The 21,894-nt window shown below is 70.6% G+C and carries 20 protein-coding genes; 10 read left to right on the top strand and 10 right to left on the bottom strand.

What is annotated here, in order from left to right; genetic code table 11:
* Positions 1-51 precede the first annotated feature (51 nt).
* On the top strand, positions 52-933 hold the full coding sequence (locus ACFWN2_RS14885) for a DUF58 domain-containing protein (protein ID WP_382428725.1): 882 nt from the start codon (positions 52-54) through the stop codon (positions 931-933).
* Positions 930-1,895 carry a VWA domain-containing protein gene (locus ACFWN2_RS14880; RefSeq protein ID WP_382427814.1) on the top strand — a complete coding sequence of 322 codons (966 nt, stop codon included), beginning with the start codon at positions 930-932 and terminating at the stop codon, positions 1,893-1,895. The genes ACFWN2_RS14885 and ACFWN2_RS14880 overlap by 4 nt, the downstream gene beginning before the upstream one ends.
* Here the strand turns inward: ACFWN2_RS14880 and ACFWN2_RS14875 are convergent.
* Genes ACFWN2_RS14875 through ACFWN2_RS14860 form a run of 4 tightly spaced genes read right to left on the bottom strand, consistent with a single transcriptional unit; the run spans position 1,880 to position 5,234 of the window.
* Complete coding sequence (locus ACFWN2_RS14875; RefSeq protein WP_382427813.1) at positions 1,880-2,413, bottom strand: dihydrofolate reductase family protein; 534 nt, start codon at positions 2,411-2,413, stop codon at positions 1,880-1,882. The genes ACFWN2_RS14880 and ACFWN2_RS14875 overlap by 16 nt on opposite strands.
* Positions 2,410-3,273 (bottom strand): TAXI family TRAP transporter solute-binding subunit, encoded by an 864-nt coding sequence (locus ACFWN2_RS14870; protein WP_382427812.1) that lies wholly within the window; start codon positions 3,271-3,273, stop codon positions 2,410-2,412. Before ACFWN2_RS14870 ends, ACFWN2_RS14875 begins: the two co-directional genes overlap by 4 nt.
* Entirely contained in the window at positions 3,270-4,574 is a 1,305-nt protein-coding gene (locus tag ACFWN2_RS14865; protein ID WP_382427811.1) for an ATP-binding protein, read from the bottom strand. Before ACFWN2_RS14865 ends, ACFWN2_RS14870 begins: the two co-directional genes overlap by 4 nt.
* Positions 4,575-5,234 (bottom strand): response regulator transcription factor, encoded by a 660-nt coding sequence (locus ACFWN2_RS14860; protein ID WP_382427809.1) that lies wholly within the window; start codon positions 5,232-5,234, stop codon positions 4,575-4,577.
* A gap of 104 nt (positions 5,235-5,338) precedes the next feature.
* Between ACFWN2_RS14860 and ACFWN2_RS14855 the strand changes: the two genes are divergently transcribed.
* Entirely contained in the window at positions 5,339-6,643 is a 1,305-nt protein-coding gene (locus ACFWN2_RS14855) for an MFS transporter (protein WP_382427807.1), read from the top strand.
* Here ACFWN2_RS14855 and ACFWN2_RS14850 read toward each other — a convergent pair.
* Positions 6,623-9,202 carry an FAD-binding and (Fe-S)-binding domain-containing protein gene (locus ACFWN2_RS14850; protein WP_382427805.1) on the bottom strand — a complete coding sequence of 860 codons (2,580 nt, stop codon included), beginning with the start codon at positions 9,200-9,202 and terminating at the stop codon, positions 6,623-6,625. The genes ACFWN2_RS14855 and ACFWN2_RS14850 overlap by 21 nt on opposite strands.
* 108 nt (positions 9,203-9,310) lie before the next feature.
* On the opposite strand from ACFWN2_RS14850, the gene fabG reads away from it, so the two are divergent.
* The 3 genes from fabG to ACFWN2_RS14835 are packed head-to-tail and all read left to right on the top strand — an operon-like array spanning position 9,311 to position 11,898.
* Positions 9,311-10,015 carry a 3-oxoacyl-ACP reductase FabG gene (gene fabG / locus ACFWN2_RS14845; RefSeq protein ID WP_382427803.1) on the top strand — a complete coding sequence of 235 codons (705 nt, stop codon included), beginning with the start codon at positions 9,311-9,313 and terminating at the stop codon, positions 10,013-10,015.
* 37 nt (positions 10,016-10,052) lie between these two features.
* The gene (gene fabI / locus ACFWN2_RS14840; protein WP_189156736.1) at positions 10,053-10,820 is read left to right on the top strand and encodes an enoyl-ACP reductase FabI; all 768 of its coding nucleotides are present in this window, start codon (positions 10,053-10,055) and stop codon (positions 10,818-10,820) included.
* Positions 10,821-10,872: 52 nt separating this feature from the next.
* Positions 10,873-11,898: a ferrochelatase gene (locus ACFWN2_RS14835; protein WP_382427800.1), complete on the top strand. Its 1,026-nt coding sequence runs from the start codon at positions 10,873-10,875 to the stop codon at positions 11,896-11,898.
* A 1-nt stretch (position 11,899) separates the two neighbouring features.
* Here the strand turns inward: ACFWN2_RS14835 and ACFWN2_RS14830 are convergent, their stop codons facing one another.
* Positions 11,900-12,382 carry a MarR family winged helix-turn-helix transcriptional regulator gene (locus ACFWN2_RS14830; RefSeq protein ID WP_382427798.1) on the bottom strand — a complete coding sequence of 161 codons (483 nt, stop codon included), beginning with the start codon at positions 12,380-12,382 and terminating at the stop codon, positions 11,900-11,902.
* Positions 12,383-12,478: 96 nt separating this feature from the next.
* On the opposite strand from ACFWN2_RS14830, the gene ACFWN2_RS14825 reads away from it, so the two are divergent.
* Positions 12,479-13,042, top strand: a complete 564-nt coding sequence (locus ACFWN2_RS14825) for an NADPH-dependent FMN reductase (protein WP_382427796.1) — start codon at positions 12,479-12,481, stop codon at positions 13,040-13,042.
* A gap of 11 nt (positions 13,043-13,053) precedes the next feature.
* Positions 13,054-13,884, top strand: coding sequence for a catechol 1,2-dioxygenase (locus tag ACFWN2_RS14820; protein ID WP_382427795.1), 831 nt, complete (start codon positions 13,054-13,056; stop codon positions 13,882-13,884).
* On the opposite strand, the gene ACFWN2_RS14815 is transcribed toward ACFWN2_RS14820, so the two are convergent.
* The 4 genes from ACFWN2_RS14815 to ACFWN2_RS14800 all read right to left on the bottom strand — a co-directional run bounded on the left by ACFWN2_RS14815 (position 13,872) and on the right by ACFWN2_RS14800 (position 18,380).
* Positions 13,872-15,197: an extracellular solute-binding protein gene (locus tag ACFWN2_RS14815; protein WP_382427793.1), complete on the bottom strand. Its 1,326-nt coding sequence runs from the start codon at positions 15,195-15,197 to the stop codon at positions 13,872-13,874. The two genes, ACFWN2_RS14820 and ACFWN2_RS14815, sit on opposite strands and share 13 nt — an antisense overlap.
* Positions 15,194-16,996 (bottom strand): substrate-binding domain-containing protein, encoded by a 1,803-nt coding sequence (locus ACFWN2_RS14810; protein WP_382427791.1) that lies wholly within the window; start codon positions 16,994-16,996, stop codon positions 15,194-15,196. Before ACFWN2_RS14810 ends, ACFWN2_RS14815 begins: the two co-directional genes overlap by 4 nt.
* 100 nt (positions 16,997-17,096) lie before the next feature.
* The gene (locus ACFWN2_RS14805; protein WP_382427789.1) at positions 17,097-17,894 is read right to left on the bottom strand and encodes a hypothetical protein; all 798 of its coding nucleotides are present in this window, start codon (positions 17,892-17,894) and stop codon (positions 17,097-17,099) included.
* A gap of 60 nt (positions 17,895-17,954) precedes the next feature.
* The gene (locus tag ACFWN2_RS14800; protein WP_382427787.1) at positions 17,955-18,380 is read right to left on the bottom strand and encodes a hypothetical protein; all 426 of its coding nucleotides are present in this window, start codon (positions 18,378-18,380) and stop codon (positions 17,955-17,957) included.
* A gap of 155 nt (positions 18,381-18,535) precedes the next feature.
* Between ACFWN2_RS14800 and ACFWN2_RS14795 the strand changes: the two genes are divergently transcribed.
* On the top strand, positions 18,536-19,927 hold the full coding sequence (locus ACFWN2_RS14795) for a sigma 54-interacting transcriptional regulator (RefSeq protein WP_382427785.1): 1,392 nt from the start codon (positions 18,536-18,538) through the stop codon (positions 19,925-19,927).
* On the top strand, positions 19,924-21,852 hold the full coding sequence (locus tag ACFWN2_RS14790; RefSeq protein WP_382427783.1) for a VWA domain-containing protein: 1,929 nt from the start codon (positions 19,924-19,926) through the stop codon (positions 21,850-21,852). Before ACFWN2_RS14795 ends, ACFWN2_RS14790 begins: the two co-directional genes overlap by 4 nt.
* Positions 21,853-21,894 lie beyond the last annotated feature (42 nt).

Raw genomic sequence — 21,894 nt, 5'->3', positions numbered from 1 at the left:
AAAGCGGAAGAGCGTCCGTCCTGGGCACCGCCCGTCCTGCGCGGCGTCCGGATGGAAGCCGCGCTGCGCATGCTGGAACTCGACGTCCGGCGCCGTCTCGACGGACTGCTGCAGGGCAACCACCTCGGCCTCGTGCCGGGACCGGGCACCGAACCGGGTGAGGCGCGCACCTACCAGCCCGGCGACGACGTGCGCCGGATGGACTGGGCGGTCACGGCGCGCACGACCGTCCCGCACATCCGGGAGACGGTCGCCGACCGCGAGCTGGAGACGTGGGTCGCGATCGACCTGTCGCCGTCGCTCGACTTCGGCACCGCCGCCTGCGAGAAGCGCGACCTGGCCATCGCCGCGACGGCCGCGGTCGCGCACCTGACGCGCGGCGGCGGCAACCGCATCGGCGCCGCCGTGTCGACGGGCGCGGAGAACGTCCGCGTCCCGGCGCGCGGTGGCCTGGCGCACGCGCGCGGCATGATCCGCAAGATCGCCGAGATCGACCGGGCGCCCGAGGGCACGCGCGGCGACCTGGCGGCGTTGCTGGAACAACTGCGCCGTCCACCCCGCAGGCGCGGCCTGATCGTGGTGATCTCCGACTTCCTCGGCGGCATGGAGTGGCAGCGGCCGTTGCGCGCGCTGTCCGCCCGCCACGACATCGTGGCCATCGAGGTCGTCGACCCGCGTGACGTCGACCTGCCCGAGGTCGGCACCGTCGTGCTGTCCGACCCGGAGAGCGGCCGGCAGCGCGAGGTGACCGCGTCCGCGTTGCTGCGCAAGGAGTTCAACGCCGCGGCCGCGGAACACCGGGCCGAGGTGGCGGCGGGCCTGCGCCGCGCCGGCGCCGGGCACCTGGTGCTGCGGACCGACTCGGACTGGATCGCCGACACGGTTCGTTTCGTGGTGGCGCGCAAGCGCCGCTGGTCTGGGGGTGTCGCATGAGCTTCTCGAACTTCGTCGCCCCGTGGTGGTTCCTGCTGCTGGTGGCGGTCGTCGTGCTCGCCGCCGGATACGTGTTCGTGCAACGGATGCGGCGCAAGCGGGTGCTGCGGTTCACGAACCTGGAGCTGCTGGAGAAGGTCGCGCCCAAGCGGGAACGCTGGTCGCGGCACGTCCCGGCGGCGTTCCTGCTGGCCGCGCTGGCGTTGCTGACGGTGGCGCTGGCCGGTCCGACCGCCGAGCAACGAGTCCCGCGCAACCGGGCGACCGTGATGCTGGTGGTCGACGTGTCGCTGTCGATGAAGGCCACGGACGTCAAGCCCTCCCGCCTGGAGGCCGCGCAGGTGGCCGCCAAGTCGTTCGCCGAGGGCCTCACCCCCGGCATCAACCTGGGCCTGATCTCGTTCGCCGGCTCGGCCACCGTGCTGGTCGCGCCGACGACGGACCGCACGGCCGTCAGCCAGTCGATCGACGGGCTCAAGCTCGCCCAGTCGACCGCGACCGGCGACGCGCTGGTGGCCGCCATGGCGTCGATCGACTCGTTCGGCAAGGTCGTCGGCGGCGCCGAGGGCCCACCGCCCGCCCGCATCGTGCTGATGACGGACGGCAAGGAGACCGTCGGCACCCGCAAGGCGTTCGACGCGGCCGAGGACGCGAAGAAGGCCGGGACGCCGATCTCCACGATCTCGTTCGGCACCGAGGACGGCGTGGTCGACATCGAGGGCCGGCAGCAGTCCGTGCCCGTCGACGACGACTCGATGAAGGAGATCGCGAAGATCTCCGGCGGCGAGTTCTTCAAGGCCGCCTCCGCCGAGGAACTGCGCCGCGTGTACGACACCCTGGGCGAGCAGATCGGGTACGAGAAGAAGCAGGCGGACGCGTCGAAGCCGTGGCTGTTGCTCGGCACCCTGACGGCGATGTTCGCGGCCGCGGCGGCTCTGCTGCTGGGTCAACGCCTTCCGTAGATCAGCTCCACCACTCCGTTGTCGAACGCCCTGGTGCTCTTGAGCGCCAGGGCGTTCGGCTTGCGGAAGAACGGCGTGCCGCTCCCGATCGCGACGGGGTTGAGGTAGAGCCGGACCTCGTCGATCAGGTCGTGCCCGAAGAACGTCTGCAGCAGCTCGTTGCCGCCCACCATGACGTCGCCGTCGAGCTCGCGGATCTCGTTCGGGTCGACCTCGGTGCGGGTCTCGGTGTTCCAGTCGGTGAACCGGCGGGTGCGCGAGTAGACGATCTTGCGGGCGTTGCGCCAGATCGGGGCGAAGTCGCGCATCGCCTGCGGCCACTCGGGGTGGTCCTCGGCGTGCGGCCACGCGGCGAGCATCAGCTCGTGGTTGCGGCGGCCGTTGACGAACGTGCCGAACTTCGCGAGCTCGGCGTTGATGTGGCTGTGCAGCTCGTCGCTCATGTGGTGCCAGTCGATGTCGTGGTCCGGGCCCTCGAAGAACCCGTCCAGCGAGACCGACGCCATCGTGCTGATCATCCGTGCAACCTCCTGTATTCCGCCGCGGCCCCTGGGTGCAGGGGCACCTTGCCCGTGTCGATCAGGCTCCGCACGTCGAGGTACTGGGTGCCGAGCGCCTGCTCCGGCACCAGTTCGGCGGCCCTGCCCACCAGCAGCCGCACCACGGCGCCCGCGTGCTCGGAGCTCAGGTCCGGCCGGCACACGATCAGGTTCGGCGTGCCGATGGTGGGGACGTCGACGGAGGAGCCGTAGACGCCCATGCGGACGTCCACCCGTTCGTAGACCTTGCCGTAGTCCTGCCGCAGCATCGACAGGAAACCGTCCAGCGGCAGCAGCCTGATGCCGCTGGCCTTGTCGAGCTCCGGGGTCGGGACGCCGCCGGACCACAGCAGGGCGGCGATCTCGCCCGCCTTCAGGGCGTCGACGGCGTTGCGCAACGGGTAGTGCTCCTCCCGCACGCCCAGCGCGAGCCTGCTGCCCTGCAAGGCGGCGCCGGACCCGTCGGCACCGAGCGACACGGGCTTGCCGACCAGGTCCGCCGCCGTCGTGTACGGCGAGTTCTTCAGCACCACGAGCTGCAGGTAGTTCTCGTAGACGCGGCCCAGCGCGACGAGGCCGGGTTCCATGTGGGCGCTGTCGCTGAGGGACAGGCCGATGTCCGCGGTGCCCTCGCGGAGGTGTTTGAGGTTGTCCGCGCTGCCGCCGGTCTCGATCGGCGTGATGGTCAGCGGGCTGGGGGAGAGGCGGGAGATCAGCGCGGCGAAGTCGTTGTAGAAGCCGCCGGGTTCGCCGCCCGCGACGCGGATGGTGCCGGACGGTTCGCTGGTGCCGCACGCGGTGAGGGCCAGGGCGCCGAGGAGGAACGTTCTGCGTTTCACAGCAGCGGCTCCTTCGGCAGTTCGACGGTCGCGACCAGGCCACCGTCCGTGTGCAGCTTCAGCTTCCCGTCGTGCGCGGTGACGATCCGCTCCGCGATCGCGAGCCCCAGTCCCGTTCCCCTCCGGGAGTCGTCGCCGCGCCAGAACCGTTCGGTGGCGTGCTTGATGTCCTTTTTGGACAGGCCGGGTCCGTTGTCCCGCACGGTCAGCGTCGCGCGGTCGCAGATCACGGTGACCTCCGAGGCGCCGTACCTGATGGCGTTGTCCAGCAACACGTCCAGCACCTGAGCGAGGTCCGACACCGCGCACTGCACCAGTCCGGGCGCGCGGTCGTCGACGGTGATCGTGACGCCCTCCGCCTGGGCCGCCGCCCGCCACGCGTCGACCCGGTCGTGGGCCACGACCTGGAGGTCGGCGAGTTCCGGTTCGACGCCGCCCGCGGCGCGTTCGGTGGCGGTGCTCTCGGCCGAGGCCAGCGCCAGGAGGCCGTCCAGCAACGACTCCAGGCGTTCGACCTCGGTCAGCAGCGAGCCGTTGGACGGCAGCATGTCGACCCTGATCCGCAGCGCCGCCATGGGGTTGCGCAGCTGGTGCGAGGCGTCGGCGATCAGGCGTCGTTGCTGGTCGGCGGCCTCGGCGACGGCGTCGGACATGCGGTTGAACGACTCCGACAACGCCCGCAGCTCGGCCGGTCCGGTGGTGTCGGCGACGTGCGTGCGCCGCTGCCCCTCCGCGACCGCCCGCACACCCCGGTCGAGTTCCTTCAACGGCCTGAGCAGCCAACGTGACACAACTAGCGCGAGCAACACGCACGCGCAGGCCGCCAGCAACGCCCCGGCCAGCACGATCGCCCACCGCCGTGCCACGTCGAGCGCGGCCACCTTCGTGGAAGCCCTGAGCACCACGGCGCCCGCGACCTTCGTGCCGATGCCGACGGGCCGCGCGAACAGGACGTCACCGCCGCTCCACGGCAGCACGGTCGGCACCTGCTTCGCGGGTTGGTTGCGCAGCGCGGCGTCGATCTGCGCCGACACGTCGTCCGCCGACATGCCCGACTCGACGATCGGCGTGCCGGCCGCGTCCACGACCACGATCTCCTCGCCGTAGACCTCGGCGTAGCGCTCGGCCTCGGACGCCACGACGTCGGTGGGCAGCGTGGCGAACCGGTCGAGGTCGGCGGTGCGGCTGATCACGAACTGCTGGGTGCGCTCCGACGCCGTGCTCATCAACAGCGGGAAGGCGAACGCCGTGACGGCCGAGAGCGAGAAGAGCAGCAGCACCAACAGAAGCCGTTGCCGCATCTATTCACCGAGCCGGTAGCCGAAACCGCGGATCGTGTGCAGCAGCCCCGGCCGGTCGAGCTTGGCGCGCAACTGCGTGAGGTGCACGTCGAGCGTCCGCGACACCGCCACGAACGCGTTGCCCCACACCTCGTCCATCAACTGCTGCCGGCTCACCGCCGTGCCCGGCCGTTTCGCGAGCACGGCCAGCACGTCGAACTCCTTGGTGGTCAACGAGATCTGCCGCCCGCCGACCAGCACCTGACGGCTCTGCAGGTCGATCTCCACGTCGGACACCCGCACCACGTCGTCCGGCTCCTGCTGACGAGCCGCGCTGCGCCGGGCCACCGCGTCGATCCGGGCCAGGAGCTCGGCCAGCCGCACCGGCTTCACCAGGTAGTCGTCCGCACCGAGCCGGAGCCCCCTGACGACCGTGCGCTCGTCACCCCGTGCCGTCAGCACGAGGACCGGCACCGGATCGATCTTGCGGAGCTTGCGCAGCACCTCCAGGCCGTCCTGGTCTGGCAGGCCGAGGTCGAGCAGCACCACGTCGGCGTCGCGGTGGGCGATCAGCGCGTCGGCGCCCCTGCGCACGCGGGATGGCCGGTGCCCGTTCGCCCGCAGTGCCTCCACCAGGGCGTTCGCGACACCGTCGTCGTCTTCGACCAACAGCACCCGCATTCGAGCAGTATCGGCCATGACGACTGTTGCCCGCGCGTACCGACGCGCTTAAGTGACTGTAAAGAAGCATTGGCCGTGGTTGTGACCGGTCCCGAGCCGTCGGGATGGTGTCCGGCATGACAGTGGTTCAGGAGAAGAGCAGCGAACGCCGTGTGGTGGCGAACGTGCTGCGCGGATCGGTCGGAAATCTCATCGAGTGGTACGACTGGTACGCCTACACAGCGTTCAGCATCTACTTCGCGGCAGCGTTCTTCCCCAAAGGCGACCAGACCGCGCAGCTGCTCAACACCGCCGCCGTGTTCGCCGTCGGCTTCCTCATGCGGCCGCTGGGCGGCTGGCTGCTCGGCCGGTACGCCGACCGGCACGGGCGTCGTGCCGCGCTGACGTTGTCCGTAACGCTCATGGCGGCCGGTTCGCTGATCATCGCGCTCACGCCGTCGTACGCGTCCATCGGTGTCGCGGCACCGGTCCTGCTGGTGCTGGCGCGGCTGCTCCAGGGGCTGTCCGTCGGTGGTGAGTACGCGACCTCGGCGACCTATCTGTCCGAAGTGGCCTCTCCTGCCCGCCGCGGTTTCTACTCCAGCTTCCAGTACGTGACGCTGACAGCCGGGCAGCTCGTCGCACTGGGCGTGCAGATCGTGTTGCAGCAGTTCCTCTCCAAGACCGAGATGATGGAGTGGGGCTGGCGGGTCGCGTTCGTCATCGGCGCGACCGGGGCGATCGTCGTCATGTGGTTGCGGCGCGGGATGGACGAGTCGTCGAACTTCGAGAAGCAGAAGGACAGCGGTGAGCAGAAGGGCACCATCAGGGCGTTGCTCAAACACCCCAAGGAGTGCCTGACCGTGGTGGGGCTGACGCTCGGTGGCACGGTCGCGTTCTACACGTTCACGACGTACCTGCAGAAGTTCATGGTGAACACGAGCCACATCGACGCCGCGACGGTCAGCTGGATCAACTTCGCCGCACTGCTGGTGTTCGTGGTGCTGCAACCGCTTGCGGGCGCGTTGTCCGACCGGATCGGCCGGCGTCCGTTGCTGCTCGGGTTCGGTGTGCTGGGAACGTTGGCCACGGTGCCGTTGTTGTCGGCGCTCGCCACGACGTCCGAGGCGGTGCCGGCGTTCCTGTTGATGCTCGGCGGCCTGGTGATCGTCACCGGGTACACGTCGATCAACGCGATCGTGAAGGCCGAGCTGTTCCCGACCAACATCCGCGCGCTGGGCGTCGGACTGCCGTACGCGCTGACCGTGGCGATCTTCGGCGGCACGGCCGAGTACGTGGCGCTGTGGTTCAAGCAGGCCGGCATGGAGTCGGTGTTCTTCTACTACGTCGCCGGGTGCGTGCTGATCTCCCTGCTGGTCTACGGGTTCATGCGCGAGACGTCGAAGGACTCAGTCCTCGACCGCGATTAGCCCGGCGAGCGCGCTGGCGAGGTGGACCGGTGTGCGTTCGGTGGTGTGGCGGATCTGCGTGCGGCAGCTGAATCCGTCCGCGATCACCAGCGCGTCCTCGTTGGCGCGCAACGCGGGCAGCAGGTCCTGTTCGGCGCACGCGATCGAGACGTCGTAGTGGCCTCGCTCGAAACCGAAGTTCCCGGCGAGGCCGCAGCACCCCTCGACGACCGTCGGCTTCAGGCCCGCCTTCGCCATCGCGGCGCGGTCGGGCTCGAAGCCGAGCTCGGCGTACTGGTGGCAGTGGGTCTGCACGACGGCTTCGCGCGCGCCTGGAAGTGACGGCAGTTTCGGGGCCACGTGCTCGGCGAACGTCCGGGTGGCCTTCGCCAGCGCTTGCACCGCGGGGTCGTCCGAGAGTTTCGGTGCCTCCGCGCGGAGGAACGCGGTGCAGCTCGGTTCCAGGCCGATCACCGGGACTCCCTGGCTCGTCCACGGGAGCAACGCGCGTGCGGTGCGTTCGACCACTCGGCGGGCCTTCGTCAACTGGCCCGTCGAGTGCCACGTCAGTCCACAGCAGACGTTCGCGGACGGCACCTCGACGCGGTTTCCCAGGTGTGCCAGCACGTTCGCGGCGTCGAGGCCGATGCCCGGTTCGAAGTGGTTCGTGAACGTGTCGGGGAACAGCAGCACCGGATCGCCCTCGCCCATCGGGTGCAGCTGGCGGACCAGCCGGGTGGTCTGCGTGGGCAGCTCGCGTTCCGGCGTGATGCCCGCGAACCGGCCGAACCTCGCCGTGAACCTGTTGACCAGCCCGTACTTCAGCCACGTCGGCAGCCAGCCCATCGTGTAGTGCGACAGGGGCCGGACGCGCTTCTTGTAGTGCTCGTGCAGGAACTCGGCCTTGTAGCTCGCCATGTCGACGTCGACGGGGCAGTCGCGCTTGCAGCCCTTGCACCCCAGGCAGAGGTCGAGCGCCTCGGCCACCTCGGGGGAGCGCCAGCCGCCCTTGATCACGTCGCCGTTGAGCATCTCGAACAGCAGGTGCGCGCGACCCCTCGTGGAGTGCTTCTCCTCGCGGGTGACGCGGTAGCTCGGGCACATCACGCCGCCGTGCGTGTTCAGGCACTTGCCGACGCCGACGCACCTGCGCGTGTCGCTCGCGAACTCCGCGCGGGTCGGGATCTTCGGCGGCGCGACGAGGATCCGCAGGTCGTCGTCGAGTTTGAGCGGCTCGACGATCCGGCCCGGGTTGAGCAGGTTCTGAGGGTCGAAGGCGTGCTTGAACTCCCGGAACGCCCTGATGGCGTCGGGCGGGTACATCCGGCTGAGCAGCTCGGACCGCGCCTGGCCGTCGCCGTGCTCGCCGGACAGGCTGCCGCCGTGGCTCACGACCAGGTCGGCGGCGTCCTGCAGGAACTCGCGGTAACCGCTCGCCAGGTCGAAGTCGATGCGGACGTGGATGCAGCCCTCGCCGTAGTGGCCGTAGGTGATGCCACGGCGGCCGTACCTGGTCAGCAGCTGGTCGAAGTCCCGCAGGTAGGTGCCGAGGCGCTCCGGCGGGACGGCCGAGTCCTCCCAGCCCGACCAGGCCTCGCTGCCGTCGGCCATGCGGGTGGCGAGACCGGCGCCGTCCTCGCGGATCCGCCACAGCGCCCGCTGGTGCGCCGGGTCGTGGATGATCATCGAGTTCCTGCTGAGCCGCGCGACGCGTTCGGGGTGGTCCTCGACCTCGACGAACAGCCAGCTGCGGCCTTCTGGCAGGTCGGGACGCGTGCGAACGCTGCGCACGAGCGACTCGTTCAGGCCCTCGATCGCGAGCGCGTCCTCGATCTGGGTGACCTGGTCGGCGGCCTCGTAGGTGTCCGCGAAGCCGAGCACGACCAGGATCCGGCGTTCCGGCCTGCGCACCAGCTTCAGCTCGGCGCCCAGCAGGACCACGCAGGTGCCCTCGGTGCCGACCAGCTGCTGGGTCAGCGTCGGGGCGTCCAGCGCGTACCCGCTGACCCGGCGTGTGAGCTGCGGGAACCACGCCGGGTCGTGGGACGGGAGGCTGAGCTCGGGCGGGTCCGTGGTGTCGAACGTGCGGCCGTCCACGGTCAGGACCTGGAGGTTCGTGACGTTCTCGCTGGTCTTGCCCCACTTCACCGAGTGCGCGCCGCACGCGTTGTTGCCGATCATCCCGCCGATGGTGCAGCGCGAGTGCGTCGACGGGTCGGGGCCGAACAGGTGGTCGCCCGCTGCCGCGTTGATCTTGTCGAGCACCGCGCCCGGCTGGGCGAACGCGCGGTCGCCGGAGATCTCGAACGCGGTCAGGTACCGGCTGAAGTCGATCACCAGACCGGTGCCGCACGCGTTGCCCGCGATGGACGTTCCCGCGCCGCGGCTGGTGATCGGCACGCGGTGCTCGGCGGCCAGCCCGACGGCCGCGACCACCGCGTCCGTCGTGCGTGGACGGACGACCACCCGCGGCACGTGCCGGTAGTTCGACGCGTCCGCCGAGTACAGGGCCCGGCTCGCCGGGTCGTCCAGCACGTCACCGTCCACGTGACGCCGGAGCTGATCGAGAAACGCCCGCATCACCCGATCATGCCTGGCTGGGTGTGACATGCCTCCGCCGATGCCGGTCTACCTGCCGGTAGCCGATAGCCTCACCCGGTCAACCAGCAGCGATTCTCAGGAGAGCTAGTGAGTCGGTCCGTTCTGGTCACCGGAGGCAACCGCGGCATCGGCCTCGCCATCGCGCAGGCGTTCGCGGCGCAGGGCGACAAGGTCGCGGTGACGCACCGCGGGTCCGGCGCTCCCGAAGGCCTGCTCGGCGTGAAGTGCGACGTGACGAACTCCGAGGAGATCGACGCCGCGTTCACGGAGGTCGAGGCCGCGCACGGTCCCGTCGAGGTGCTCGTCTGCAACGCGGGAATGACGCAGGACACGCTGCTGCTGCGCATGAGCGAGGAGCAGTTCACGCAGGTCGTCGACGCGAACCTGACCGGCGCGTTCCGGTTCGCCCAGCGCGCCTCCCGAGGCATGCTGCGCAAGAAGTTCGGCCGCATCGTCTTCATCTCGTCCGTCGTCGGCCTCACCGGCGGCGCCGGCCAGGTGAACTACGCGGCGTCCAAGGCGGGCATGGTCGGCATGGCGCGCTCGATCGCGCTGGAGCTGGGCTCCCGCAACATCACCGCGAACGTCATCGCGCCGGGCTTCATCACCACGGACATGACGAACGAGCTGCCCGAGGCCGTCCGCGACGCCGCGCTCAAGCAGATCCCGGCCGCCCGCTACGGCGCGGCCGAGGAGATCGCGCGCGCCGTCACGTTCCTCGCCGCCAACGAGTCCGGCTACATCAACGGTGCCGTGCTGCCGGTCGACGGCGGCCTCGGCATGGGCCACTGAGTTTTCTTCTTCTGCACTAGGGAAAGGGTTGGACCAAGTGACCGGACTGCTCGAAGGCAAGCGACTGCTGATCACCGGTGTGATCACCGACGCGTCGATCGCCTTCCACGTCGCACGCGTCGCCCAGGAGCAGGGCGCCGAGGTCGTGCTGACCGGGTTCGGCCGGATGAGCCTCGTGACGCGCATCGCCCAGCGCCTGCCCAAGCCCGCGCCCGTGGTCGAGCTCGACGTGCAGAACCAGGAGCACCTCGACACGCTCGCAGACCGGGTGCGCGAGCACGTCGACGGCCTCGACGGCGTCGTGCACGCCATCGGCTTCGCCCCGCAGAGCTGCCTCGGCGCGCCGTTCATGGACGCGCCGTGGGAGGACGTCTCGGTCGCGATGCACGTCTCCGCGTACTCGTACAAGGCGCTCGTGCAGGCCACCCGCCCGTTGCTGACGCACGGCTCGTCGGTCGTCGGTCTCGACTTCGACGCCCGCCAGGCGTGGCCCGCCTACAACTGGATGGGCGCGGCGAAGGCGGCGTTCGAGTCGATCAACCGCTACATGGCGCGCGACCTCGGTCCGGACGGCATCCGCGTGAACCTCATCTCGGCCGGCCCGGTGCGCACCATGGCCGCGAAGTCCATCCCGGGCTTCGGCGAGCTGGAGAAGATGTGGGGCGAGAAGGCGCCGCTGTCGTGGGACGTCGACGACCCGACGCCGGTCGCGAAGTCCGTGTGCGGCCTGCTGTCCGACTGGTTCCCGGCCACCACCGGCTCGATGGTGTTCGTCGACGGCGGCGTGCACTTCCTCGGTCTCTGAGGTCACACCCGTTCGTCATGTGAGGCGATCGGGCGTCTGATTGGATGGAGCGGTGAGTTTCGACGCGCTGCTCTGGCTGTCCTTCGGCGGCCCAGAAGGTCCTGAGGACGTCCGTCCCTTCCTGGAGAACGTGGTTCGCGGACGTGGCGTGCCGCCGGAGCGGCTGGACGAGGTCGAGGCCCACTACCAGCACTTCGGCGGCGTGTCGCCGATCAACCGCCTGAACCTGGAAGCCATCGAGGCCGTGAAGGCCCGTGGTTTCGAGCTGCCGATCTACTTCGGCAACCGCAACTGGCACCCGATGGTCGAGGACGTCGTCGCGCAGATGAAGGCCGACGGCGTCGAGCGCGCGTTGGTGTTCCCGACGAGCGCGTACGGCGGCTACTCCGCCTGCCGTCAGTACGACGAGGACATCGTGCGAGCCCTGCAGGCCGTGCCCGGTGGGCCGGAACTGGTGAAGCTGCGCCAGTTCTTCGACCACCCGCTCTTCATCTCCTCCTTCGCCGACGCGATCCGTGCCGCGGCAGCGTCTTTGAGCGGCCCGTACCGCATCGTCTTCACCGCGCACTCGGTGCCGGTGTCCGCGGACAAGGCCGCCGGCCCGCCGTCGGAAGGCGGTTACCGCTACTCGCGCCAGATCGTCGAGGCCTCGCGTCTCGTCGCCGCCGAGCTCGGCGTGACCGAGTACGACGTGGTGTGGCAGTCGCGTTCCGGCCCGCCGCAGATCCCGTGGCTGGAGCCCGACGTCGTCGACCACATCGACGCGTTGCACGCCAAGGGTGTCGGTGGCGTCGTGGTGTGTCCGATCGGGTTCGTGTCCGACCACCTCGAAGTGGTGTGGGACCTCGACACCGAGGCCCGTGACCGCGCTGCCGAGCTGGGAATGGAGTTCGCCCGCGCGGCCACGCCCAACGGTGACCCGCGGTTCGCCGAGCTCGTCACCGAACTGGTCGCCGAGCACACTTCCGGTGCGCCCGTGCGGAAGTTGTCGTCGTTCGTGGCTGCGGGGTGCACGGTGAACGGTGCGCCTTGTGCGCCGCTGTGCTGCGAGCCGGCCAAGAGGCCCGCCCGCACCTGATTCACCGGCGGTCGATGCGCGCGAGCACCGTGTCGGAGATCCGGCGCAGTGCTCGCAGGTCGTCCGGGGACAGGCCGTCGACGAACAGGTCCAGCACGCGGGCCACGTGCGCGGGCGCCGCTTCCTCCAGGTGCGCCTGACCCGCGTCGGTCAGCACCGCGAGCGTGTAGCGCCCGTTCGCGGGATCGGGCTCGCGGTAGACGAACCCGCGCTTCTCCAGCCGGCCGACCATGTGCGAGAGCCGGGACAGCTCCGTGTTCGCGACGTCAGCCAGCTCGCTCATCCGGATGCGCAGCTCGGGCTGCTCCGAGAGGTGCGCCAGCACGTGGTACTCGATGAAGCTGAGCGCCGAGTCCTGCTGCAGCTGTGACTCCAGCGCGGCGGGCAGCCGCTGGACGAGCCTCATGAAGCCGCGCCACATCGCCAGCTGGTCGTCGGTGAGCCAGCGCGGCTCGGTCCCGTCGGACTGATCTCTGGCGGACATGGACGCAGTGTAGATCCGACGGAGATCACTTGAAAGTTCAAGTGAGAGTCGCTAAGTTGACTTGAAGATTCAAGTCAACGACGTGGAGGAACACCAATGAGCGACCTCAGGATCGCGATCATCCTCGGCAGCACCCGGCCGGGCCGCAACGGCGCCGCGGTGGCGGACTGGGTGCTGACCAGGGCGAAGGAGCGCACCGGCGCCACCTACGAGCTGGTCGACCTGCTCGACCACCCGCTGCCGCACCTCGACGAGGCCGTGCCGGCGAGCGCGGGCAGGTACGCGGGTGAGCACACGAAGGCGTGGGCCGCCAGGATCAGCGGGTTCGACGGCTTCGTCTTCGTGACCCCGGAGTACAACCACTCCACCTCCGGGGTGCTCAAGAACGCGATCGACTTCCTTTACGCGGAGTGGAACAACAAGGCTGCGGGCTTCGTTTCGTACGGCTCCCTCGGCGGCGCGCGTGCCATCGAGCACCTGCGTGCGATCGCGAGCGAACTGCAGATCGCCCACGTCCGGCAGCAGCTGTCGTTCTCGTTGCAGACCGACTTCGAGAACTTCTCGGTGTTCAAGCCCGCGGCGAGGCACGACAGCGCCGCCGACGTGCTGTTCGACCAGCTGGAGTCCTGGGCCGGCGCGCTGAAGACCGTCCGGCGTTGAGGAGGGACGTCGTGAACGGATCAGCGAGTCGGCTGCAGGTCGTGTTCGGCGACCTGCGCCACGCGGTCGACGACGTCCTGCTGCGGCACCAGGTCACGCGCGACGAGATGGTCGCCGCGCTCGACTGGCTGCGGTCAGCGGCCGACGCCGGGGAGTTGGCCCTGTTGCGGGTCTTCTTCTACAAGACCGTCCTCAAAGGAACGGTGGGCGCGCCGTACGCCCACCCCGAGAAGGACGGCGCGAGCCACTGGGAGATGGAGGGCTCCGCCTACCGGCCGGGCGCACCCGTGCTGGAGAGCCCTGCCGTGCTGCCGATGCGCCCGGACGAACCAGGCGAGCCCCTCGTCGTGTCCGGCACCGTGCGCACCACGACAGGCGATCCGCTTCCCGGAGCGACGCTGGAGGTCTGGCAGATCGACGCGAACAACGTCTACTCCGGCATCGACACCAGCGACTTCCTGCCGCTGAACATCCCCAACGACTCCACCGGGGTTCCCGAGCACAACCTCCGCGCCACGGTCGTCGCCGATGGTGAGGGCCGCTACGAGTTCCGCACGGTCATGCCCGGCGTGGAGACCCTGGGACTGGCCGAGAACGGTCCGATCGGCGGTCTGCTCGACGCCCTGCGGTTCGAGGGGAAGCGGCCGCTGCACATCCACGCCACCGTCACCGCGCCCGGTTGCCTGCCGCTGACCACCCAGATCTACCTCGACGGCGATCCGCTGGTCGACAGCGCGGTGGAAGGCGCGATCCCCGCCGGTGCCATCAGAACCACCACGCTGCACGACGACCGCCGCACGCTCACCCACGACTTCGTGCTGCGCCCGGATCAGCGGCCCTGAAGTGCCGCCGTCAGCGACTCCTCGGCGTTCGCGGGCAACGCGCCGTCGTGGTCCAGCGCGTAGCGGACGACGGCGCGGAACTCGTCGCTGAAGCGCGAGTAGTACGGGGTGACCGGGCGGAGACGGGCGTCCTCGATCGCGTCCAGCAGGGTGCTGGAGTACGGGTGCTCGGTGGCGACGCGGCTGTCCTGGTAGACGATGCCGCGGGTGGCGGCGAGGCCTCCTCGTTCGAAGAGGAGCTGCTGGCTGCGCGGGCCGGTGAGGAACTCGATGAGTGCCTGGGCCGCACGGGGTTTCGCGGACTTGGCGGAGATGGCGAGGTTCTGGCCGCCGAGGACGCTCGGGCCGGGCAGCTGCGTCACGCCGAAGTCGATGCGGGGGCGGCCTGCCGACTCGTCCTGGTTGCCCTGCAGGGTGCGGTGGGCGACCGGCCAGTTGCGCATGAAGGCGATCTTGCCGTCGCGGAACGCCTGGGTGGTGAGCGGTTCGGTCTGGGCGCGGGAGTCGGGCAGCACCACGGGTTTGTCGCCCTTGAGGCCGTCCGCGAGCCAGCGGAGGGCGCGGCGGGTGCGTTCGGAGTCGATCACGACCTTGTTGCTCTCGTCGACCACGTCGCCCTTCTCCGCCCAGATCAGTTCCAGCGCGTTGACGGTGAGGCCCTCGTAATCGGCTAACTGGCCCGCGTAGCCGGCGGCCAGACGGGTGTCCTGTGCCGCTCGCAGCGCTCTTGTGGAGGTGGTGGTGATGTCGTCCAGTTCGAGCGGGTCCTCCTTCACCAGGTCCTTGCGGTAGAAGAGGAGGCCCGCGTCCGTGTTGAACGGCAGCGCCCACAGCACGCCCTGGTAGCGGCAGCTCTCCAGCGGGCGGCGCAGGAACCCGCTGGTGTCCACAGTGGACAACGGGCGTAAATGGCCGGCCTGCGCGAACTCGGCGGTCCAGGTGACGTCGAGGTTGAAGACGTCCACACCGCCGGTCGCCTCCCTGGCCCGCGCGACCATCTCGCTGCGCTGGCCGTCCGCCTCGTCCGGCAGCTCGACGATCTCCGCGGGCTGCTCGGGGTGTTCGGCGTTCCACTGGTTGATCAACGCGCGCCGCTGGCCGCCGTCGCTCTGGTCGCGGCCGCTGAGCACGACGAGCTTGCCCTTCTCCCACTCCGTCGACTCGCGGAAGAGGGGCTGCACGCCGTTGGTGAACAGGATCGTGAGCACGATGCCGACGGCCACGCCCATCGCGAGCCACGAGCGGTTCGCCCACACCACACCGGGCGGACCCAGTCTGGGCAGGGCCGCCCACGTGCGCCGCAACCACCTCATCCGGAACCTCCCCACACCCGGCGGAACAGCTCCGCCAGGTCGTCCCCGAGCGTGTCCGCCGTCGAGTCGCGGCACTCGCCACCCGACGCGTCCGTGATCGTGGTCAGCGCGTGCGTCGCGCAGCTCGCGCCGCCGACGGCGATCACGAACACGCGGATCCCCTTGCTCCGCACCGCGTCCACGACGTCCTGCCGGGTCTGCGTGCTCGTCGTGTCCTCGCCGTCGGTCAGCGCGATCACGGCGCTGACGTGGTCCGCGTCGTCGGTGCCGACCCGGTCGAGGCTGTCGATGACCGCCTGGTGCAGCGGCGTGCCACCGGCCGGCGTGACGGTGCTCAGCGCGGCGGCCGCGGCCTCCTTGTCCCGTCTGCCGAGCGGGATGAGCTGTCGCACCTGGTCGTCGCTGAACACCGACAGGCCGTACGTGTCCTCGGGGCCCATCTGCGTGAGGGCCTTGCCGACGCCGTTGACCGCGACGGCGAACCGCGTCTCCCCGGTCGGCGCCGGATCCGCCATCGACCCGGACGCGTCGAGCGTGAGCCAGACGCGCCCGTCCCTCTTGGCCTGTTCGTACTTCTTCTGGAACTCGGCCTGCCCCGCTTCGTCGGGCCCGGCCTCCTCGCGGTCGAGCGCGAGCCCGGCCCGCACGCCGAACTCCTCGCGGAACTCGCCTCCCGCGGCCTGTCCGGCGGGACGCAGCCCGGCGGCGTTGAGCGCGGTCTGGCCCTCCTGCGTGGCGAGCCACGCCTGGAACGCCTTCGCCGGCTCGCGGGCGGCGTGGTTGCGCACGTCGTGGGCGTCCCAGTTGACGAGGTTCAGCGGGTAGTCGGCGCGGTAAGTGTCCGACGGGTACAGCGCGGTGAGGCACGGCTTCTGCGCGCACCTGGTCTTGTTGTGCCGCAACAACACCTGCTCGGTCGTGATCATCGCGGCGCCGGGCAGCGGCCTGTCGGTCTCGGTGACCCTGCGCTCCACGACGGCAGGGGCGAGCGACTCGTACAGCGCCGCGGTGGCGAGCCCGCCGGCCGCCGTGAGCAGCGGGTTCGGCCTGCCGACCGGAATCCCCGCACCGCTGACCTTGGTCAGCAGCTCGCCCCACTTCTCCGAGCCGCCGGAGGCGACGTCCCGCGCGACCTGCGGCGGCACCCCGAGCACGACAGGCGAGAACGCGACGGACCTGCCCGGCTCGATGTTCACCGCGGACCCGACGCTCCTCGTGCGGCGCACGACCTCGTTCGTCTCCGCGGTCGAGTCGGGCAGCCAGACGTCCGGGTGCGGCCCGATCTCGCGCAGTTCCTTCGCCGACCAGGAGGCACGCAACGCGGTCGACCCCTGGTCGCCCGGCGCCGAGAACACGTACAGCCGCGCCGTGCGGCACCCGTGGTTCTTCGACGCCGTGTGCAGCTCGAACTTCCGCGCCACCTCACCGATCGCGGGCTCGGCGTCCTGCGACGTCAGCACCCGCACCTCGGTCGGCTGCGGGCAGCCGAGCACCAGCACCCGCCCGTACGCGACCAGCGGCGGCCCCGCGAACGCCACCAGCACCGCCACGACGGCGAGCACGGCCGTGAACACCACCCAGCGCAACCGGATGCGCTTGGCCAGCTGGTTCAGCCGGTCGATCGCGGACGCCGAAAGCACCAGAAGACTCGCGCCGAGGCCGTAGAGCACCCACGACTGCCACGTCGTGAGCGCGCCCGTGGCCGTCTCGGACAGCAGGTGCCCGGCGACCGCGGCCAGCATGAGGGCGCCCGCGTACCGGGGTGCTGTGCTCGACCGGCGCTGGTCGACGTCCTCCATTCGGCGTCCTCCCCACTCGGCACCATATGTGGGGGCACCGACACTTCTGGGGGAGTTGGCCGCTCAGGAGGGGTTACCGGGGGAGAACCACTCGTTTGGGTCAGTGACGACCGGCGCCGCTGTCCGCGAGCACGCGCACGGCCTCGTCGACCGCCGCGCACCGTGCGCGACGCACGGCTTCGGACACCGGACGCAGTGCTTCCGTGCGGGCCGTCATCGCCGACGCCGACAGCGCGCCGCCGGGGGAGTCGGAACTGGCCACCGTCACGATCGCGGCGACCTCGGCGGCCCGTTGCAGCACGCGGAGCGCGCGGGGTGGCATCGCGTCCGGCCACGGCAGCAGGGAGTTCTCCGCCGCGAGGTCGGCGATCTCCTTGCGGACGTTCGGGCGGTGCTTGGCCACGTCGAGCGCCGCGAGGGCCGCCGTCGCCTCGCGCAGCGCGGCGCCCAGGCCGTGCTCGGCCTCGCCGATCGGGATGTGCTCCAGGCCGTTGGACGACGGCAGGTCGAACACCGTCCAGCGCATCACGCCGTCGGCCACGATCTTCGGCACGAGCCCGATGTGCACGGACGGCACGACGAGCGCCTCGCCGGAGCGCAGCGCGCACGTCGCGAGGGTCCCCTTGCCGCCCAGGCCCCGCACATCGCCCGGTACTGGTAGCACCAGCCGTGCGGAGGTCGCGCCCGCGCGCCGCAGGGCGGCCAGCAGCAGGGCGGGGCCAACGGGGGCCTCGTCGGGACCGGGGAGGTCGAGCGCCGTGGCGGTGCCGTCGTCGTCGGCCACCACCTCGTGCTGCTCGGCCCACGTGTGCAGGGCGTCGAGGACGTCGTCGGCGGCGGCTAGACCGTGCAGCCATCCCGACGTCCACACGACCAGCGTGGCACTTGCACAGGACACCCGACGAGATTACGTGGCCCTGCCCTGGGAGCCCCACCCGGTGTGCCCGATCCGAGACACCTACTTGGCCGGACCGATGTTGTTCTCGAGCAGCGAACGGAACGACGTCAGGTCCTCATCGGACGCGAAGGCCCGGTGCGGCACGGAGAGCGACGCCGCGCCCTCGTCCAGCGTCTCCAGGACGAAGCCCTGACGCGTCTCGGTCCAGCCCGGCAGCTCCTGCCAGACGATCTCCTCGCGCACCGCGTGGCCCACGGCCATCCGGAACGACTGGGCGTCGGCGCTGCCCACCACGGTCCTGCTGATCATCTCGTCGGACGAGAAGCGCCACCACACCGCGACCGGCTCCATGAACCCGATGACCAGCGCGCACACCAGTCCGAAGATCCCCACGAAGGCCGGGCCGTCGAGGGCGAACAGCTGCACGAGCGAGATCACCGCGAACGCGAGCGCGAACCACGGCGCCCATCTGAACATCGGCACCATCGCGCGCAGGCTGGCGCGCCAGTCGGCGGGGGAAGGGGCCCATCTGAAATCAACGCTGTCACTCATGTCGCCCCGCATTCTGGCGCACGCGCCGCGCCCGTGCCTGGAGTTGCTCCACATCGACGGGTCCGGATTCGGTGCGTAGCGTCGTCGGAGTGACCCAGAACCTGGCCCGCACGGCGGGCGAGCTGCGCGCCGCCGGGCACCTGCCGCGCGGCGTCAAGACCGAGATCAGGGAGAACCTCCTCGCGGCACTGCGCGAAGGACGCAACCCATGGCCCGGCATCGTCGGTTTCGACCGCACGGTGCTCCCGCAGCTGGAACGCGCGCTGCTGGCCGGCCACGACGTCGTCCTGCTCGGGGAGCGAGGGCAGGGCAAGACGCGCCTGCTGCGCACGCTGATCTCGTTGCTCGACGAGTGGACGCCCGTGATCGAGGGCTCCGAGCTGGGCGAACACCCGCTCGACCCGATCACGCCGGAGTCGAAGCGCCGTGCCGCCGAGCTCGGCGACGACCTGCCGGTGGTGTGGCGGCACCGCGACGAGCGCTACGCGGAGAAGCTCGCGACGCCCGACACGTCCGTGGGCGACCTGGTCGGCGACGTCGACCCGGTGAAGGTCGCCGAGGGCCGTTCGCTCGGTGACCCCGAGACGATCCACTACGGCATGCTCCCGCGCGCCCACCGCGGCATCATCGCCATCAACGAGCTTCCCGACCTGGCAGAACGCATCCAGGTGTCGCTGCTCAACGTCATGGAGGAGCGCGACATCCAGGTCCGCGGCTACACGCTGCGGCTGCCGCTCGACGTGCTGCTCGTGGCGACCGCGAACCCCGAGGACTACACGAACCGCGGCCGCATCATCACGCCGCTGAAGGACCGCTTCGGCGCGGAGGTGCGCACGCACTACCCGCTGGAGGTCGACGCCGAGGTCGACCTGGTCCGCCAGGAGGCCGACCTGGTGGCGGAGGTGGGCGACCACCTGCTGGAGATCATCGCCCGGTTCGTCCGGCACCTGCGCGAGTCGTCGTCCATCGACCAGCGTTCCGGCGTCTCGGCGCGGTTCGCGGTCGCGGCGGCGGAAACCGTTGCGGCGTCCGCGTTGCGCCGCTCCGCGCTGATCGGTGAGAGCCCGGCGATCGCGCGTCCCGTCGACCTGGAGTCGGTGCCGGACGTGCTGCGCGGCAAGCTCGAGTTCGAGGCGGGGGAGGAGGGCCGCGAGGAGGAGGTGCTGGTCCACCTGCTGCGCCGCTCGATCGCCGACACGGCACGGGCGCGCCTGGCCGGGCTGAACCTCCGCGCGCTGGCCGAGGTCGTCTCCGACGGCCACCCCGTCGCGACCGGTGACCGGGTGCACGCGGGCGACCTGCTGGCGGCGTTGCCGGAGCTCCCGATCCTGCACGAGGTCGCGGCACGTCTGGGCGCGGGCCCGAAGGACCCCGTCGGCCGCATCGCGTCGGCCGTGGAACTGGCGCTGGAGTCGCTCTACCTGACGCGCAACCTGTCGAAGGACAACTCCTCCGACGACGACCGATCGGTGTACGGATGAGATACCGCTACGGACGCTGGGGCGGCGGCGCCGATCCGCTGGCGCCGCCGGTGGACCTCCGCGCGGCCGTGGACGAGCTCGGCCGCGAGATCATGGAGGGCGCCTCACCGCAGTCCGCCCTGCGCGAACTGCTGCGCCGCGGCGTCGACGGCACCCGCGGCCTCGACGACCTGACCTCGCGCCTGTGGCAGCGCCGCGCGTCGATCCAGCGCCGGCACCGCCTCGACGGCACGCTCACCGAGGTCCGGCAGCTGCTCGACCAGGCCCTGGAGGCCGAACGCCGCACGTTGTTCCCGGACCCGTCCGACGACGCGCGCTTCCGCGAGGCCCAGCTCGACGCCCTGCCACCGGGCACCGCCGCGGCCGTGCGGGAGCTGTCGAACTACGACTGGCGCTCCGCCGAGGCGCGCGAGGCGTTCGAGCAGATCCGCGACCTGCTCGGCCGGGAACTGCTGGACCAGCGCTTCCAGGGCATGAAGGAAGCGATGTCCAACGTGGACTCGCGCGACGTCGAGCGCATCCAGCGGATGCTGCGCGACCTCAACGCGTTGCTGGAGGCCCACGCCTCCGGCTCCCCGGACACGCCGCGCATGTTCGACGACTTCATGCGCAAGCACGGCGAGTTCTTCCCCGAGAAGCCCCGCAACGTCGACGAGCTCATCGACGCGCTGGCGGCCCGTTCGGCCGCCGCCCAACGCATGATGAACTCGATGACCGACGCCCAGCGCGCCGAGCTGTCCGCGCTGTCGCAGCAGGCGTTCGGCGGCATCGGCTCAGCCTTGTCCACTTTGGACTCGCTGCTGCAACGGCTGCGGCCGGGCGAGGACTGGACGTCGTCCGCGCGCTTCCGCGGCCAGGACCCGCTGGGCCTGGGCGAGGGCGCGCAGGCGATGGCGGACCTCGCCGAGCTCGACAACCTGGCCGAGCAGCTGTCGCAGTCGTATCCGGGCGCGCGCCTGGAGGACATCGACCTGGAGGCGCTGGAACGCCAGCTCGGCGAGTCGGCCTCGGTCGACGCCCGCCGGTTGGCGGAGCTGGAGAAGGCGCTCCGTTCGCAGAACATCGTCGAACGCGCCCCCGACGGCTCGATGCGGCTGACGCCGAAAGCGTTGCGGCGCCTCGGCGAGACCGCGCTGCGCGGCGTCGTCGACCAGCTCCGCTCGTCCCAGGGGTCGCGGGAGACGTCGTCCGCCGGTGCCGCGGGCGAGCTGATCGGGTCGACGCGCCCGTGGCAGTTCGGCGACACCGAACCCTGGGACGTGCCGCGAACCCTGCGCAACTCCGTGCTGCGGTCCGGCTCGATGTCCCTGGACGTCGTCGATCTCGAAGTGTCCGAGACCGAACACCGGACGCGTGCGGCGGTCGCTCTGTGCGTGGACACCTCCTGGTCGATGGTGCAGGACGGACGTTGGGTACCGATGAAGCGCACGGCTCTGGCGCTGCATCACCTCGTGCGCACCCGTTTCCGGACGGATGCTTTGCAGTTGGTGACCTTCGGGCGCTATGCCGAGGCCGTGGACATCGGGCAGCTGACGGCGTTGGAAGGCGTGTGGGAGCAGGGCACGAACCTGCACCACGCCCTGTTGCTGGCAGGGCGCCACCTCCGGAGGCATCCCGACGCGCAGCCCGTGGTGCTGGTGGTGACCGACGGCGAGCCGACGGCCCACCTGGAGCCGGACGGGGACGCGGAGTTCAACTACCCGCCGCTGCCGCGGACGTTGAGCAAGACGTTGAACGAGGTCGACGGGCTGGCCCGGCTCGGCGCGACGATCTCGGTGTTCAAGCTCGGTGATGATCCTCGGTTGGCGGCGTTCGTCGACATCGTGGCCCGGCGGGGTGGGGGCCGGGTGGTGTCGGCCGACGAGGAAGGGCTCGGGGCCGCTGTGGTGAGCGACTACCTGAGGTCGCGGCGCCGGCGGCGGTGAGGTGGCGGCTGCGGGGGTGCGGCTGCGGGTTGCGGCCCGCCA

This window comes from Lentzea sp. NPDC058436 (assembly GCF_042721515.1).
GTDB lineage: Bacteria > Actinomycetota > Actinomycetes > Mycobacteriales > Pseudonocardiaceae > Lentzea.
This window is presented reverse-complemented; position numbering and strand designations above follow the sequence as displayed.